We start from the raw sequence: 13,227 nt of genomic DNA, 5'->3' as shown, positions 1-13,227 counted from the left end.
GGGGAATCCACATGTCGCGCTTCAACGTCCGCCGTACCAAGGCCGCTCCGACCTCCCCCGTGACCACCACCGGGCTGCGCACCGCCAACCACGAAGGCGGCACGGGTCACCTGCGCGACGAGAAGTCCGAACTGTTCCTGCTGGCCGTCGCCAACCTGGTCGGGCAGGACACCTTCTACGAGCGCGGCGGTGCGCGCGACGACCGGTACACCGCCCTGGTGCGCTCCCTCGCCGTCGCCGACCCGGAGTGGACGCTCGGCCTGCTGCGCTGGCTGCGCACCGGGGCCGCGATGCGCACCGCCTCGCTGGTCGGCGCCGCCGAGTTCACCCGTGCCCGGCTCGACGCCGGGGCCCCGGGGTACTCGCGCCAGGCGGTCGACGCCGTCCTGCAGCGGCCCGACGAGCCGGGCGAGCTGCTGGCCTACTGGACCTCCCGGTACGGCCGGGCCCTGCCCAAGCCGCTCAAGCGCGGCGTCGCCGACGCGGTGCAGCGGCTCTACACGGGCCGCGCGCTGCTCAAGTACGACACCGCCTCCAAGGGCTTCCGCTTCGGTGACGTCCTGGAGCTGACCCACCCCGCGCCGCACGCCGACCGGCCGTGGCAGGGCGCGCTGTTCCGGTACGCGCTGGACCGCCGGCACCGGCCGGAGGAGGCCGTCCCGCCGGCCGGCGACGAGCTGCTGAACGCCCACCGGGCGCTGCTGGCGCTGCCGGTGGGCGAGCGGCGGGCCGTCGTGACCGGGGCCGACGGTGCCGAGCGGCTCGCTGCGGCGGGCATGACCTGGGAGGCGCTGGCCGGCTGGCTGCAGGGCCCGCTCGACGCGGCCGTCTGGGAGGCGGTCGTCCCGTCGATGGGTCCGATGGCGCTGGTGCGCAACCTGCGCAACTTCGACCGGGCCGAGGTCTCGGACGAGGTGGCCGAGCAGGTCGCCCGCCGGATCTCCGACCCGGACGAGGTCCGGCGCTCGAAGCAGTTCCCGTTCCGGTACCTCGCCGCGTACCGGCATGCGCCGTCGCTGCGGTGGGGCCACGCACTGGAGAGGGCGCTGGCGCACTCGCTGGCCAACGTGCCGGCCCTGCCCGGCCGCACCCTGGTGCTGGTCGACCGCTCGGGTTCGATGTTCGACCGGCCGAGCGCGCAGACCCAGCTCAACCGGGCCGACTCGGCCGCGGTCTTCGGTACGGCGCTCGCGCTGCGGGCCGCCGACGCCGACCTGGTCGAGTTCGGCACCACCAGCCGCCGCATCGAGGTGGCGCGCGGCGACGCGGTGCTCAAGCTGCTCGGCCGCTTCTCCGGCCTCGGCGGGACCAACACCGCCGCGGCGGTGCAGCAGCACTACCGCGGGCAGGACCGGGTGGTGATCATCACCGACGAGCAGGCGTACGGCCGGCAGGACGTGCTCGCCGCGGTCCCGGCGCAGGTCCCGGTCTACACCTGGAACCTGGCCGGCTACCGGGCGGGCCAGGCGCCCTCCGGCGGGGCGCACCGGCACACCTTCGGCGGCCTGACGGACGCCGCCTTCCGGCTGATCCCCCTGCTGGAGGCCGGGCGCAACGCCGCCTGGCCGTGGCAGGAGCACTGAGCGCGGTCTCGACCGCCCCCGCCCGCCGTGGCACGATCGCAGCGGGCGGGGGCAGCCGAGCGAAGGGGCCGAGGTGCGCTACGACGTCGACGTGCTGGTGGTGGGGGGCGGCATCGTCGGGCTGTCCACGGCGTATGCGCTGACCAGGGCGCAGCCGGGGCTGTCCGTGACGGTGCTGGAGAAGGAACCGGTCCTCGCCGCGCATCAGACCGGCCGCAACAGCGGGGTGATCCACAGCGGCGTCTACTACCGCCCGGGCTCGCTGAAGGCCCGGTTCGCGACAGCGGGCGCGGCGGAGATGGTCGGCTTCTGCCGCGAGCACGGCGTCCCGTACGAGGTGACCGGAAAGCTGATCGTCGCGACCGGGGCGGCGGAGCTGCCCCGGCTGGCCGCGCTGGCCGAGCGCGGCCGGGCCAACGGCATCCCGGTCACAGAACTGGACGCAGCCGGCATCACCGGGTACGAGCCCGAGGTCCGCGGGATCGCCGGCCTGCACGTCGGGACCACCGGGATCTGCGACTTCCCGGCGGTGGCCCGCCGGTACGCCGAGCTGGCCGAGGAGAAGGGCGCGGTGCTGCGCACGGGCACCGCGCTGCATGCGGCCGCCCGGCGCGCCGACGGGGTGACGGTGCAGACCGGCGGGGGCGAGCTGCGCTGCGCGGTGCTGGTCAACTGCGCGGGCCTGCAGAGCGACCGGTTGGCCCGGATGACCGGGGACGACCCGGGAGTGCGGATCGTGCCGTTCCGCGGCGAGTACTACGAGCTGGCCGAGGACAGCCGCCGGCTGGTGCGCGGCCTGGTGTACCCGGTGCCGGACCCGGCGTTCCCGTTCCTGGGGGTGCACCTCACCCGCGGCGTCCACGGTGACGTGCACGTCGGGCCGAACGCCGTCCCGGCGCTCGCCCGCGAGGGCTACGACTGGCGCACGGTGCGCCCGCGCGACGTCGCCGCGACGGCGGCCTTCCCCGGTACCTGGCGGATCGCCCGGCGGCACTGGCGCTACGAGCTCGGCGAACTGCACCGCTCCCTCTCCAAGCGGGCCTTCACCGCGGCCGTGCAGCGGCTGCTGCCCGCCGTCACCGCCGCCGACCTGGTGCCGGCGACCGCCGGGGTCCGGGCGCAGGCGGTCGCCCGGGACGGAACGCTGCTCGACGACTTCGCCTTCGCCGGCTACGATCCCGACGATCCGGCCTCCCCCGCCGGGCCGTGCACGTGCTGAACGCGCCCTCGCCGGCGGCGACGGCGTCGCTGCCGATCGGCCGGGAGGTCGCCCGGCGGGCGCTGGCCGCACTGGCGGCCGGCGGATGAGCGGTGCCGGCCGGTGGGGCGGAGGCCGCACCGGAGCAGCGGCGGGCCCTCGTAGAATGGGGCGATTGTGACTGCCTCCGCCCCCAGCCCCCAGCTGTCCCCGTCCGCCCGGATGTCCGCCGCGCCCGCGGCGTACCCCGCGCCGATGTACCCGCACAAGGCCACCGAGGCCCAGCACCGCGAGCAGCGGATCCGCAGCTTCCAGCCGCGCCGCGGCCGGATGACCAATGCGCAGGCCGACGCCCTGGACCGGCTCTGGGAGCAGCACGGGCTGGCCATCGACGGCACCCCGCTCGACCTGCCGGGGCTCTTCGGCGGCCTGCCGGTGACCCTGGAGATCGGGTTCGGGATGGGGGAGACGACCGCGGCGATGGCCGCCGCCGACCCGTCGACCGGCATCCTGGCCGCGGACGTGCACACCCCCGGGCACGGCAACCTGCTGCAGTTCCTGGAGCGCGACGGCGCGCAGAACGTCCGGCTGGCCGCCGGTGACGCGGTCATCCTGGTGCGCGACATGCTGGCCGACGCCTCGCTCGCCGGGCTGCGGATCTACTTCGCGGACCCGTGGCCGAAGCCGAAGCACCACAAGCGCCGCCTCGTGCAGCCGGAGTTCCTGGCGCTGGTGCTGCCCCGGCTGGCCCCCGGCGCCCTGGTGCACTGCGCCACCGACTGGGAGCACTACGCCGAGCAGATGCTGGACGTGCTGTCCGCCTCGCCGGAGCTGGAGAACCTGCACCCCGAGGGCGACGGCTCGCCCTGGCTGGAGCCCGCCGAGCGGCCGGCCGGCAGCGTGCCCGGCTACGCGCCGCGGCCGGACTGGCGGCCGCTCACGAAGTTCGAGCGGGCCGGTCTGGCGAAGGGCCACGTCGTCCACGACCTGCTGTTCCGCCGCAGGTAGCAAGGGGTGCGGGCACTCCCGGGGCGGCCCTGACGGGCCGTCACCGAGGGTGATTCGGCGCACACGGATCGCCCTGAGGGCTCCCGCCCCGGCGGAGGCGTCGCCTACGCTTTCCGGGTGAGCCGTCCGCCGAACGGCACGCCTTCCCCCGTGCCGCGGCCCGCATCGCCGCAGAACCGCCTTCGTACCCCACCGGCACCCGGACGATCCCGGGGCCCCGGGTACGCGGGGTCCGCCGGCTTGTGCCGCTGTACTCCCGGCTGGACGCGCTGCACCGCTCGCTGCGCTACCCGGCGCTGTCGTCCGCGCTGGCGGCGTTCGCCCTGGCCGGCAGCGGCGTGCTGATCATCAGGCTGGTGCAGCGGCAGACCGGCACCACCGGGCTGCTGGTCGGACTCGGTCTCGCCCTGCTGCCCCTGCCGTTCGTGCTCGGCGCGGTGGCCTGGCTCAACCAGGCCGCCCGGGTGCCGCTGCGGCATGCGCTGTTCTGCCTGGCGTGGGGGCCTGCGCGGCCACCACGTTCGCCCTGCTCGCCAACGGGTGGGCCAGCGACTTCCTGGTCGCCCACAGCGCGCGCGGCGAGACGCTCGGCGCCGAGTTCGCCACCCCGCTGATCGAGGAGCTGAGCAAGGGCGCGGCGATCCTGCTCCTGCTGCTGCCGATCCGCCGCCGACGACGATGTCCCACCGGCCACGACTGCACCCTGCTCGCCCGGCAGCCCTCCGCGCCGGTGCCGCGGCCGCGTTCCGGCGGACCGCGCGGCCTGCCCCGGATACGGCGCCACCTGCGCCCGCTGCCGTACCTGCGCCCGGCCGTGCCGCGTCCCGCCGGCAGTCGGCCGCGGGCCCGGTCCAGCCCGCGCACGCTGGCCGCCGGCCTCGTCCTGGGCGCCATCACCGCCTGCGGCTTCGCGTTCACCGAGAACGCCCTTTACCTGGGCCGGGCGTTCACCGACGACCAGCAGTCCCGGCTGGACTCGATCGGCCTCGGCGAGCCGCCCACGCTGCGCGACTTCGACTCCACCGTGCACACCTTCGTGCTGCGCGCCCTGCTGTCCCCGTTCGCGCACCCGCTGTTCACCGCGCTCACCGGTCTCGGCGTCGCGGTCACGCTGACCACCGGCCGCCGCTGGCTGGCGCGGGCGGCCGCCCCGGCCGGGCTGGTGATGGCGATCGGCCTGCACGGGGTGTGGAACGCGGCGGCCGGCCTCGGCACCGACGGCTTCCTGCTGATCTACGGGCTGGTCATGGTGCCCGCCTTCGCCACCCTGGTCTGCTTCGCGGTCTGGGCCCACGCCCGGCGTTCGCGCCAGCTCCCGGCCTCCCCGCGGTAACGGATTTCCCTTCCGCTCGGCACTCACGTAGTGTGGTGTTCACCGACGCGGGGTGGAGCAGCTCGGTAGCTCGCTGGGCTCATAACCCAGAGGTCGCAGGTTCAAATCCTGTCCCCGCTACTCAGTAGCACGAAGGCCCGGCAGATCATCTGCCGGGCCTTCGGCCTTTTCCCCCGAAAATCCGTTGCCTCTCGGAGGGGTGCGTGCCTATGGTGGCGGCACACTGAAAGGAGGTGATCCTGAGTTGAGTTCCATCAGGATGCGTGAGGTGGCTGCTCGCTAGAGCCGCCCCTGCCTGTGGCAGTGAGGCCTTGAGACCTCCGGCGGCAGGCGCAGACCCAAGCAGTCACCCGGCCCGTGGGCTCACCGGTACATCCCCGGTGCCTCGGCCGCCGGCCCTTCACCGGGCCGGCGTCGAGGAAGCAGCCCACGGGCCGTCTGCGTTCCCGGGAAGCTTCCGGGGAGCACTCCCGGGCCGGCAGGCAGCCGGGCCGGACGACCGGAGGCCGGACATGGGCGGGGCATGGGACCCGACGGCGGCGGGCGTGCTGCGGCTGCCCTCCGGCCGGCTCGTCCGCGGGCGGGCGCTGCGCCGGCCGCTCCCCGACGGCCCCGTCCCCGACCTCGCCCTCCACCTGCTGGGCCGGCGCCCGCCGGCGGTGCCCTGGGAGGCGCAGTGGATCCGCTGGCCGGACTTCCGGCTGCCGACCGACGCCGCCGACGCCCGGGAGCGCCTGCGCGAGGCATGGGCCCGGGCCGCCGGCGAACGGGTCGAGGTCGCCTGCGGCGGCGGCCGGGGCCGGACCGGCACCGCCTTGGCCTGTCTCGCGGTGCTCGACGGCCTGACCGGGCCGGAGGCGGTCGCCCATGTCCGGCGGTACTACGCCCCACAGGCCGTGGAGACCCCGTGGCAGCGCCGCTTCGTCTCCCGGTTCGCCACCCGCACCGGTGACGGCCTAGGTCCGTTCGCACCCGAATGACGTTCTCCGCCCGGGCCCGCGCCCGCACCGACGGAGCGTCAGGTCCGCTACAGTCGCTCCGCGGCGGAGCGGACGGCGAGTACCCGGGGGTGTGCGCGATGGAGCTGGAGCGCGGCGGTGAGCCGGTGCCGGCGGTCAAGTACGGGCTGGGCGGGGTGCTCGGCGCCGGTGTGGCCGGCCTGGTGCTGTACGCGCTGGCCCGCGACCACTGGGCCGGGGCGCTGGGCGGCGGACTCATGGTCGCCGCGACCTTCACCGTCGGCGGCGGGCTGCTGGGATTCCTCTTCGGCATTCCGCGGCTGCTGACCAGCGGCGCGGCCGCCCACCCGGACGACCGGTCCACGACCTCGACGGCCGGCTACGCCCCCAACACCAACCTGGAGCAGGTCTCCGACTGGCTGACCAAGATCCTGCTGGGCGCCGGACTGACCCAGATCGGCACCCTGCCGAGGCGGCTGCGGGAGCTCGGCGACGCCCTGGCGCCCGCGCTCGGCGACGGCCCGGGCGCGGCCGGCTTCGCCGCCGCGCTGTCGGTGTACTTCACCATCGTCGGCTTCCTGGCCGGCTGGCTGCTGACCCGGCTGCTGCTGGCCCGCGCGCTCACCGCCGCCGACCGGCAGACCCTCGCCGACTCGGTGAACCAGACGGTCATCGCGGCCGGCGCCCTCGACTTCACCCCGGCGCAGGTGCGGGAGCTCTTCGACACCGGGGTCGAGGGCCTGCGGGTGCAGGCGCTGGCACTCGTCCAGGGCCGGCCGGACCCGGCCCACGTCGACCTGGTGGTCTCGGCCGTCGACCGCCACCTCTCGCCCTTCGAGCTGCTGCAGGCCCTGCTGGCCGCCCGCGAACTGGCCGGGCTGGCCGGGCTCACCGCCGGACAGCGGGCGGCCCTGCGCGCCGCCGTCGCCTACAAGGTGCGCAACACCAGGAACGTCCCGCCCTACTCGCGGCGGCGCTCGGTCGCCGAGGAGATCCTCGGGCGGCTGCCGGCCCCGGTGCCCCCGCAGTCCGCCGGGCCCGACGGACAGCCGGCCGGCCCTGTCGCGCAGCCGACCGGTCCGGCCGGCGGCGCCGACGGGGGTGCGTCGGGCCCGGACGGGGCGGTGGCGGGCGCGGGCACGGAGCCGGGGTCTAAGCGGTAGCAGCGGGCCGGTGCCGGCGGGACGCCGCCCGCAGCACCAGCACCCGTCGCGCCCGGCCCGCGGAGGTCACCGTGACGATCTCGCTCGCCACGCCGCGCCGGCCGAGCGCCCCGCGGAGGGCGGCCAGGTGGGGGCAGCGCCGCCCGACCGCGTCGTGCAGGGGGTGGACCCTGACCTCACCGGCCGGATCGGTGACCCGGACGAGCTCCAGCAGGGCCGCCAGCTGCTCGTCCGGCCCGAACAGCTCGGGGTAGGCGAACAGCAGGTACGAGCTGAGCGTCAGGGCGAAGAACCCGTCGGCGAACGGCAGCCGGGGCAGCGCCGCGGCGACGTAGCGCCCCGGGTTGGCGGCACGGTCCGCGGCGAACAGCCGGCGGGCGCGGTCCCAGCTTCGGAGGTACTTCTCCGGGCGGACGTGCCGGGGCGCCGCGTACAGCCGCGGGGTGGTGCGCATCGCCTCGGCCATGGTCTCCCGCCCGGCCCGGGCCAGGTCGACCAGCCGGAGCGGCGGGACGGCGTACAGCGGGTCGACGGCGACCACCCGGCAGCCGAGCCGGTCGGCCTCGGCGGCCAGCCCCGCGGCCCCGCCGGGGCAGTCGAGCACGGTGCCGCCGAGCCGGCCGAGTGCCGCCCGGGTGAGACCGAAGAGACCGCAGTACTCGTCCAGCGGGCGGGAGGTCACCAACGTCGCGGTCGGTACGGCGGCGCACACGGTGTCCCCTCTCGGCGGAGCGGCGGTTCGGGCTCATCGGACCACGGCCGACGGGGCGCCGCATCCGGGCGTCCGGCGGCCACCGGGACCGGGCCGCCGGCGTCCGGCCTGCTCAGCGGTGGCCGAGCAGCCCGCGGACGGCGAGCCGGTTGACCGTGGTGAGCCCGTGCACCAGCGGCGGCGTGACCAGCACGAGGAGCAGGCCGACGGCCGAGACCCCGGCGATCTGCGCGGGCGAGGTGATGTAGTACGCGTAGTGGTGGCCGGCGTCCGTGGTGAAGTCGACGACGCGGTACCCCGGCCAGTCCGTGTACCGGGCGAAGACCCAGTGGTAGAGCGGGTACAGGGCCATGACCCAGCCGGTGACCAGGAAGGTCACGGTCAGGACGAACCCGAGCACCGCCCAGGGGAACATCGCCACCTGGTAGAGGGCCGCCCGCCAGCCGGCGCCGTCGGCCAGCCGGCCCGTGACCGCGCCCCAGAACCCGCGCCGCGCCGGAGCGACCGGCGCGGGGGCCGCCACCTCGGTGCCCAGCAGGGTCCGGGTGCGGTGGCGCTCCAGCGCGCCGAAGCCGCGGGAGCCGACCAGCAGCAGTGCCAGCACGGGCAGGCCGAGGGCGGTGACCACCAGCCCGGCGCCGGTGGCGAAGCAGGTGACGGCGAAGGTGAAACCGGCGACGGCGATCGGCAGACCGGTGAGGACGAAGCCGACCTCCCGGTGGAATGCGCCGGAGAACGGCGCCCGGAGGAAGCCGGGACGGCCGGGTGCGGTGCGCGGCTCGGCGGGCCAGGCGTCGTGGCTGGTGCGGTGCAGTGTGCCGGTGCTCATCTCGGCCCCTCGGTCTCGTCCGGTGCTGACATCACTACGGTGCCGTCCCGCCGCGCCCGCCGGAATGCAGCCCGCTGCCGGATCCGTGGTGGGGTTGTCCCTACCCCCGCCCCGCCGCGGCCGGCCACTCGTCCTCCAGCAGCGCGTACTGGAAGGAGTCGTGCCACACCCCGTGCAGGAACAGGTCGTGCCGGATCCTGCCCTCCAGCTGGAAGCCGGCCCTGGTCAGCACCCGGGAGGAGGCGGTGTTGTCCGGGTCGACCCGGGCCGCCAGCCGGTGCACCGCCAGCCGGCCGAAGGCGAACTCGCAGAGCAGCGCGACGATCTCGCCCGCGTAGCCGTTGCCCCACAGGTCGCGCCGCAGCGCGTACCCGAGGGCGGCGGCGCGGTCGCCCTCCAGACCGAGTACGGCCTGTCCGACCGGCGTGGCCTCCGCCGCGGGGCCGTCGGTGCCGAGGGTCACAGCGAGCCGGTAGACGGTGCGCGGCTGCTTCTCGGCCTCTTCCAGGTAGAGCTCGATCTGGTCGGCGCACTCCTCCGCGTCGCGCGGCTCGAACGGCAGGAACCGGGCCGTCTCGGCGTCACCGAAGACCGTGTGCAGCCCGTCGACGTCCTGCGGCGAGAGGCGGAACTCGCGGATCGCCAGGCGCGGACCGACCAGCCGGACGGGCCGCACCGACGGGACCTGTTCGGGTGTCATGCCGGCCGACCCTACCCCCGACCGGGCGCCGGCCGGCGTCTCCCGCGCGGGTCCCGGGCGCAACGGCTACGGTACGGGACGTGAATGACGAAGACCTGCAGCTCATCCCCCGTACCCGCGCCGAGGAACTGCTCGCCTGGGCGGAGGCCCAGGGCCTGCCGCCCGTCCCCGAGGAGGCGCTGTGGACGGTGCTGGCGCTGCTGGAACTGGGGGCGCGCCGCTGCACGAGGGCTTCCCCGAGCTGGGCTCGGCGGTGCTGGAGCAACTGCTGCACGAGCGGCTGCACCTGTACGTCCAGCCGGAGGGCGACCCGGGGGTGTACGGCGCGGCGGTACGGCTGCTGATCGACCACCGGCGGGCGGTGCGCCGGCTGAACGCCAAGCGCCACGAGCGGCTGCACGCCGAGGCGGAGTGGCAGGGCGAGCTGCTCGGCACCCTGCTGCGGCGCCCGGCGCTGCTGACCTGGCCGCGGCTCTACACGCTGCTGCTGCGGGCGGACGGCGTGGACACCGGCGACCCGGACGCGGTGCGCGGCTGGCTGGAGGCGTTCCGCGAGCGCTCGCCCGAGGAGCGGACGGCGGCCTACGCGGGGCTGGTGGCAGCCGGCGAGCTGGACCCGCTGCCCGAGGCGGACGGCGAGCCGGCCTGGGGGAGCGTCCACCTGCTGTCGATCGGGATGGCCACCGACGGCGCCCGGCGACTGCTGGAGTACGGCCTCATGCAGCGCAGCTACCGCAACCTGGCCGCGCTGACCGCGCTCGGCGCGCCCATGCCGGACGAACTCTCCGGCGACTTCGAGGAGTTCGAGGCGGTGGCGGAGGACGGCGCGCTGTGGCTGAGCGGTGAGTGGACGGTGCCGGGCCTGGCCGAGCTGCTGGTCCGCGGCTACCCGGACCTCGCCCCGGAGCCGGGCACGGCCGAACTCCTCGCCTACGCGCAGGAGCGGGCCGGCGAGGACCAGGAGAACCCGGAGGTCGCGGAGGACTAGACCTGGACGCCCCGGTCGCGGAGCCAGGACTGCGGGTCGATCGGGGCGCCGCCGCCGGGGCGGACCTCCAGGTGGAGCCGGGGCCGGGTGACGCTGCCGGTCGCGCCGACCGCGCCGAGGACGGTGGCCGGGGTGGCGGGGCCCGAGGTGGCGGCGAGCCGGGCCAGGTGGCAGTACCAGATCTCGGTGCCGTCCGGCAGGGTCTGCACCACCCGGTAGCCGTACGAGCCGGCCCAGCCCGCGGAGGTGACGGGGCCGGAGGCGACCGCGGTGACGGGGGTGCCGACGGGGGCCTCGAAGTCGAGGCCGGTGTGCAGGCTCGCCCAGTACGCGCCGCCGGGACCGTACGGGGTACCGAGCGTGAAGGCCGCGAGCGGTGCGGCGAAGTCCGCCGGGGCGCTCTCGGCGGCCGCGCGGGTGTCCGCGGCGGCGGGTGCGGGCGCGGCTGTGGCCGCCGCGGCCGCGGCACGGCGGGCCTCGGCCTCCTGGGCGGCGGCGAGCCGGGCGGTCTCCTCGGCGGCGGTGCGCCGGGTGTCGGCCTGCTGCTGGATGCGGGCGGCGAGGGCGAGGCCGGGGTCGGCGGCGCTCTGCGCGGAGTCGTCGGGGGCGGCGACGGCGGGTTCCGCGGCCGCGGCCGGCCCGGCGGCGGCCGCGGTGAGGCCGGCGGCTCCGAAGGTGGCGGCCATGGTGGCGGTGACGCCGAGCAGCGGACTGCCGGTCCTGGTCTGACGGGGCACCCGGTGGCGGGCCTGGTCGGCCTGGTCCCAGGGGTGGTCGAGGAGCTGGGTGGATGCGGCGGGGTCCGCCGAGATCGTCGACGCCACGGGGGCGTACTCCTTTCCTTCCCTCGCCGACCGGGTTAGCTGACGGGTTCGGAGCAGGAAGGTCTCCTACGGCTGGGCCACGGCCCGGCCGATTCACCCCAAGGAAAGTGGTTCCCCGGCTCCCCGGCCCACCGGCGAGGGCGGACCGCGGGATTGAGCGACACGCGCACGGTGCCGTGTCGGTACGGCGTTGCCGACCGCGCTGCGTTATCAAACGTTAATGCGACGGCCCCCTGATTCCAAGTACTACCGCAGGTCTACTCACGTCACAGTTGGGCGACTTGGTGGATTTGTGACGGTTTGCCAGTCGAGCCCGGCGATGCCGTGACGGACGGTGACGACGCTGTTGAGTATCCGTACTCATGTGGCGGCGCGGCCGCTCCGGGACCCTGCATGCATGAGCGCACCGATGCAGCCCCGCACCACGGCCGCGTACCACCTGCAGGCCGTTCTGTCGTTCGCCCTCGCCACGGCCGCCCTGGCGATCGGGATCGCCTACCTGCCCGTCGACGCGTGGATGCGCGCGTTCCTGGCGGTCGGCCTGCTCTACGTGATCACCTCGGCGTTCACCCTGGCCAAGGTCGTCCGGGACCGCCAGGACGCCGGCGCCCTCACCTCGCGGGTCGACCAGGCCCGCCTGGAGAAGCTGCTCGCCGAGCACGACCCGTTCAAGGTGGACGGGCTCTGACCATCCGGCCGGGCGCAGCGGGCGGTCGGTGTCAGCCGGCGTCCTGCTCCGCCCGCTCGGCGGCCGCCGCCCGGTCCCGCTTCGCCGCATAGGTCTCACCGGCGAGCGACCAGTTCTCCAGCGGGACCTCGTCGATGGCCACCCAGATCACGCCCGGGTCCACCCCGGTGACCCGGGCGTACGCGGCGGTCAGCTCACGGGCGATCTCGGCCCGCTGCTCCTCCGTGCGGCCGGCGAGCTGCTTGACGTTGATGAAGGGCATGACGACTCCAGGGGCGGATCCGGGTCGGTCCCGGACCGGTCGGCCGCACGCTACCGCAGGCGCTCCGGGGGCACGGCCGGGCGGCGGACGACCCCGGCCGCGTGACCCGGCCCGGCGCGGATCGTTGGGCAGGGCATGAAGAAGCGCAGCATGCTCGCCTTTGCCTCCCTCGCCGTCGGCGTCGTCGCGTCGCTGACCGCTCCCAGTGCCCACGCCGACGCCCCGCAGCACCGCACGGGCGACGCCCGGACGGTGACCGGCGCCGAGCTGCCCGACGCCGGCGCCGACGGGGCGGCCGACACCGACCGGGACGTCTCCTGATCCCTCCCCGCACCGGGCCGCCCGCACCACCTCGCCGCCCGGCCCCACGCAGCCCCGAAGGCCCGCGCCGCCCGCGCGGGCCTTCGCCGCGTCCGGGGGCGGTCCCGGGACGGTCCGAGCCCGGCCGGCCTTGACGCCGGGGCGGGGGAAGCGGAGGGTTCGATGAGCAACGCCACCGCACCGGACAGACCAGGACACCCACCCATGGACACCCTCACCGACCGTCTCCGCGCCAACCTCGCGGGGCAGCGCCTGCTGGCCACCCTCGGGGTGGAGATCGTCGAGCTGGCCCGCGGCCGGGTGGTGCTCGACCTGCCCGTCCGGCCCGAGGTGACCCAGCAGAACGGGTTCGTCCACGCCGGCGCGATCAGCACCCTCGCGGATGCCGCGGCCGGCGCCGCCGCGCTCTCCCTGATGCCCGCCGGCAAGGACGTGCTGAGCGTGGAGTTCAAGCTCAACCTGCTGAGCCCCGGGGTGGGCGACCGGCTGCGCGCCACCGGCACCGTCGTCCGCAGTGGACGGACCATCACCGTCGTCGGCGCCGAGGTGCGGTCGGTCACCGGCGGGGTGCCCGGCAAGGAGGTCGCCCTGATGCAGGGCACGATGATCGCCGTCGACCGGACGGCGTAGCCGGGCCCGCCGCCCGGGGACCGGAACCG

Annotated in this window: 15 protein-coding genes, 1 tRNA gene, 1 pseudogene and 1 riboswitch; of the genes and pseudogenes, 12 read left to right on the top strand and 5 right to left on the bottom strand. The window is 75.7% G+C overall.

Going from position 1 to position 13,227, the window contains the following annotated elements; all coding sequences use genetic code 11:
• The first annotated feature begins 11 nt into the window (after positions 1–11).
• The 8 genes and pseudogenes from ABEB13_RS22665 to ABEB13_RS22630 all read left to right on the top strand — a co-directional run bounded on the left by ABEB13_RS22665 (position 12) and on the right by ABEB13_RS22630 (position 7,244).
• Positions 12–1,583, top strand: coding sequence for a TROVE domain-containing protein (locus tag ABEB13_RS22665; protein WP_345706973.1), 1,572 nt, complete (start codon positions 12–14; stop codon positions 1,581–1,583).
• A 73-nt stretch (positions 1,584–1,656) separates the two neighbouring features.
• Positions 1,657–2,891, top strand: a pseudogene (gene lhgO / locus ABEB13_RS22660) (L-2-hydroxyglutarate oxidase).
• A gap of 112 nt (positions 2,892–3,003) precedes the next feature.
• Positions 3,004–3,789: a tRNA (guanosine(46)-N7)-methyltransferase TrmB gene (gene trmB / locus ABEB13_RS22655; protein ID WP_380232745.1), complete on the top strand. Its 786-nt coding sequence runs from the start codon at positions 3,004–3,006 to the stop codon at positions 3,787–3,789.
• 242 nt (positions 3,790–4,031) lie between these two features.
• On the top strand, positions 4,032–4,403 hold the full coding sequence (locus ABEB13_RS22650; protein WP_345706971.1) for a hypothetical protein: 372 nt from the start codon (positions 4,032–4,034) through the stop codon (positions 4,401–4,403).
• Positions 4,286–5,122 (top strand): PrsW family intramembrane metalloprotease, encoded by an 837-nt coding sequence (locus tag ABEB13_RS22645; RefSeq protein ID WP_345706970.1) that lies wholly within the window; start codon positions 4,286–4,288, stop codon positions 5,120–5,122. Before ABEB13_RS22650 ends, ABEB13_RS22645 begins: the two co-directional genes overlap by 118 nt.
• 46 nt (positions 5,123–5,168) lie before the next feature.
• Positions 5,169–5,242: transfer RNA gene (locus ABEB13_RS22640), tRNA-Met, on the top strand.
• Positions 5,243–5,634: 392 nt separating this feature from the next.
• Positions 5,635–6,102, top strand: coding sequence for a protein-tyrosine phosphatase family protein (locus ABEB13_RS22635; RefSeq protein ID WP_345706969.1), 468 nt, complete (start codon positions 5,635–5,637; stop codon positions 6,100–6,102).
• Between the two features lie 98 nt (positions 6,103–6,200).
• Positions 6,201–7,244 carry a hypothetical protein gene (locus tag ABEB13_RS22630; protein ID WP_345706968.1) on the top strand — a complete coding sequence of 348 codons (1,044 nt, stop codon included), beginning with the start codon at positions 6,201–6,203 and terminating at the stop codon, positions 7,242–7,244.
• Here the strand turns inward: ABEB13_RS22630 and ABEB13_RS22625 are convergent.
• The 3 genes from ABEB13_RS22625 to ABEB13_RS22615 form a co-directional block, all read right to left on the bottom strand.
• The gene (locus ABEB13_RS22625) at positions 7,234–7,926 is read right to left on the bottom strand and encodes a hypothetical protein (protein WP_345706967.1); all 693 of its coding nucleotides are present in this window, start codon (positions 7,924–7,926) and stop codon (positions 7,234–7,236) included. The genes ABEB13_RS22630 and ABEB13_RS22625 overlap by 11 nt on opposite strands.
• A 142-nt stretch (positions 7,927–8,068) precedes the next feature.
• The gene (locus ABEB13_RS22620; protein WP_345706966.1) at positions 8,069–8,785 is read right to left on the bottom strand and encodes a sensor domain-containing protein; all 717 of its coding nucleotides are present in this window, start codon (positions 8,783–8,785) and stop codon (positions 8,069–8,071) included.
• A gap of 100 nt (positions 8,786–8,885) precedes the next feature.
• Complete coding sequence (locus ABEB13_RS22615; protein ID WP_345706965.1) at positions 8,886–9,485, bottom strand: GNAT family N-acetyltransferase; 600 nt, start codon at positions 9,483–9,485, stop codon at positions 8,886–8,888.
• A 181-nt stretch (positions 9,486–9,666) separates the two neighbouring features.
• Between ABEB13_RS22615 and ABEB13_RS22610 the strand changes: the two genes are divergently transcribed.
• Positions 9,667–10,473 carry a hypothetical protein gene (locus ABEB13_RS22610; protein ID WP_345706964.1) on the top strand — a complete coding sequence of 269 codons (807 nt, stop codon included), beginning with the start codon at positions 9,667–9,669 and terminating at the stop codon, positions 10,471–10,473.
• Here the strand turns inward: ABEB13_RS22610 and ABEB13_RS22605 are convergent.
• Complete coding sequence (locus tag ABEB13_RS22605; protein ID WP_345706963.1) at positions 10,470–11,297, bottom strand: M23 family metallopeptidase; 828 nt, start codon at positions 11,295–11,297, stop codon at positions 10,470–10,472. The two genes, ABEB13_RS22610 and ABEB13_RS22605, sit on opposite strands and share 4 nt — an antisense overlap.
• A 7-nt stretch (positions 11,298–11,304) precedes the next feature.
• A riboswitch (cyclic di-AMP (ydaO/yuaA leader) is annotated at positions 11,305–11,467 on the bottom strand.
• Positions 11,468–11,694: 227 nt separating this feature from the next.
• Between ABEB13_RS22605 and ABEB13_RS22600 the strand changes: the two genes are divergently transcribed.
• Positions 11,695–11,985, top strand: coding sequence for a YiaA/YiaB family inner membrane protein (locus ABEB13_RS22600; protein WP_100889047.1), 291 nt, complete (start codon positions 11,695–11,697; stop codon positions 11,983–11,985).
• A gap of 31 nt (positions 11,986–12,016) precedes the next feature.
• Here the strand turns inward: ABEB13_RS22600 and ABEB13_RS22595 are convergent, their stop codons facing one another.
• Entirely contained in the window at positions 12,017–12,247 is a 231-nt protein-coding gene (locus ABEB13_RS22595; RefSeq protein ID WP_345706962.1) for a tautomerase family protein, read from the bottom strand.
• Positions 12,248–12,382: 135 nt separating this feature from the next.
• On the opposite strand from ABEB13_RS22595, the gene ABEB13_RS22590 reads away from it, so the two are divergent.
• Positions 12,383–12,568, top strand: a complete 186-nt coding sequence (locus tag ABEB13_RS22590) for a hypothetical protein (RefSeq protein WP_345706961.1) — start codon at positions 12,383–12,385, stop codon at positions 12,566–12,568.
• 204 nt (positions 12,569–12,772) lie between these two features.
• The gene (locus ABEB13_RS22585; RefSeq protein ID WP_345706960.1) at positions 12,773–13,198 is read left to right on the top strand and encodes a PaaI family thioesterase; all 426 of its coding nucleotides are present in this window, start codon (positions 12,773–12,775) and stop codon (positions 13,196–13,198) included.
• Positions 13,199–13,227 lie beyond the last annotated feature (29 nt).

Origin of the sequence: Kitasatospora paranensis (genome assembly GCF_039544005.1) — a bacterium.
Lineage (GTDB): Bacteria > Actinomycetota > Actinomycetes > Streptomycetales > Streptomycetaceae > Kitasatospora > Kitasatospora paranensis.
Note: the sequence above shows the minus strand (reverse complement) of the source record. Positions and strands in the feature narration are given on the sequence as shown.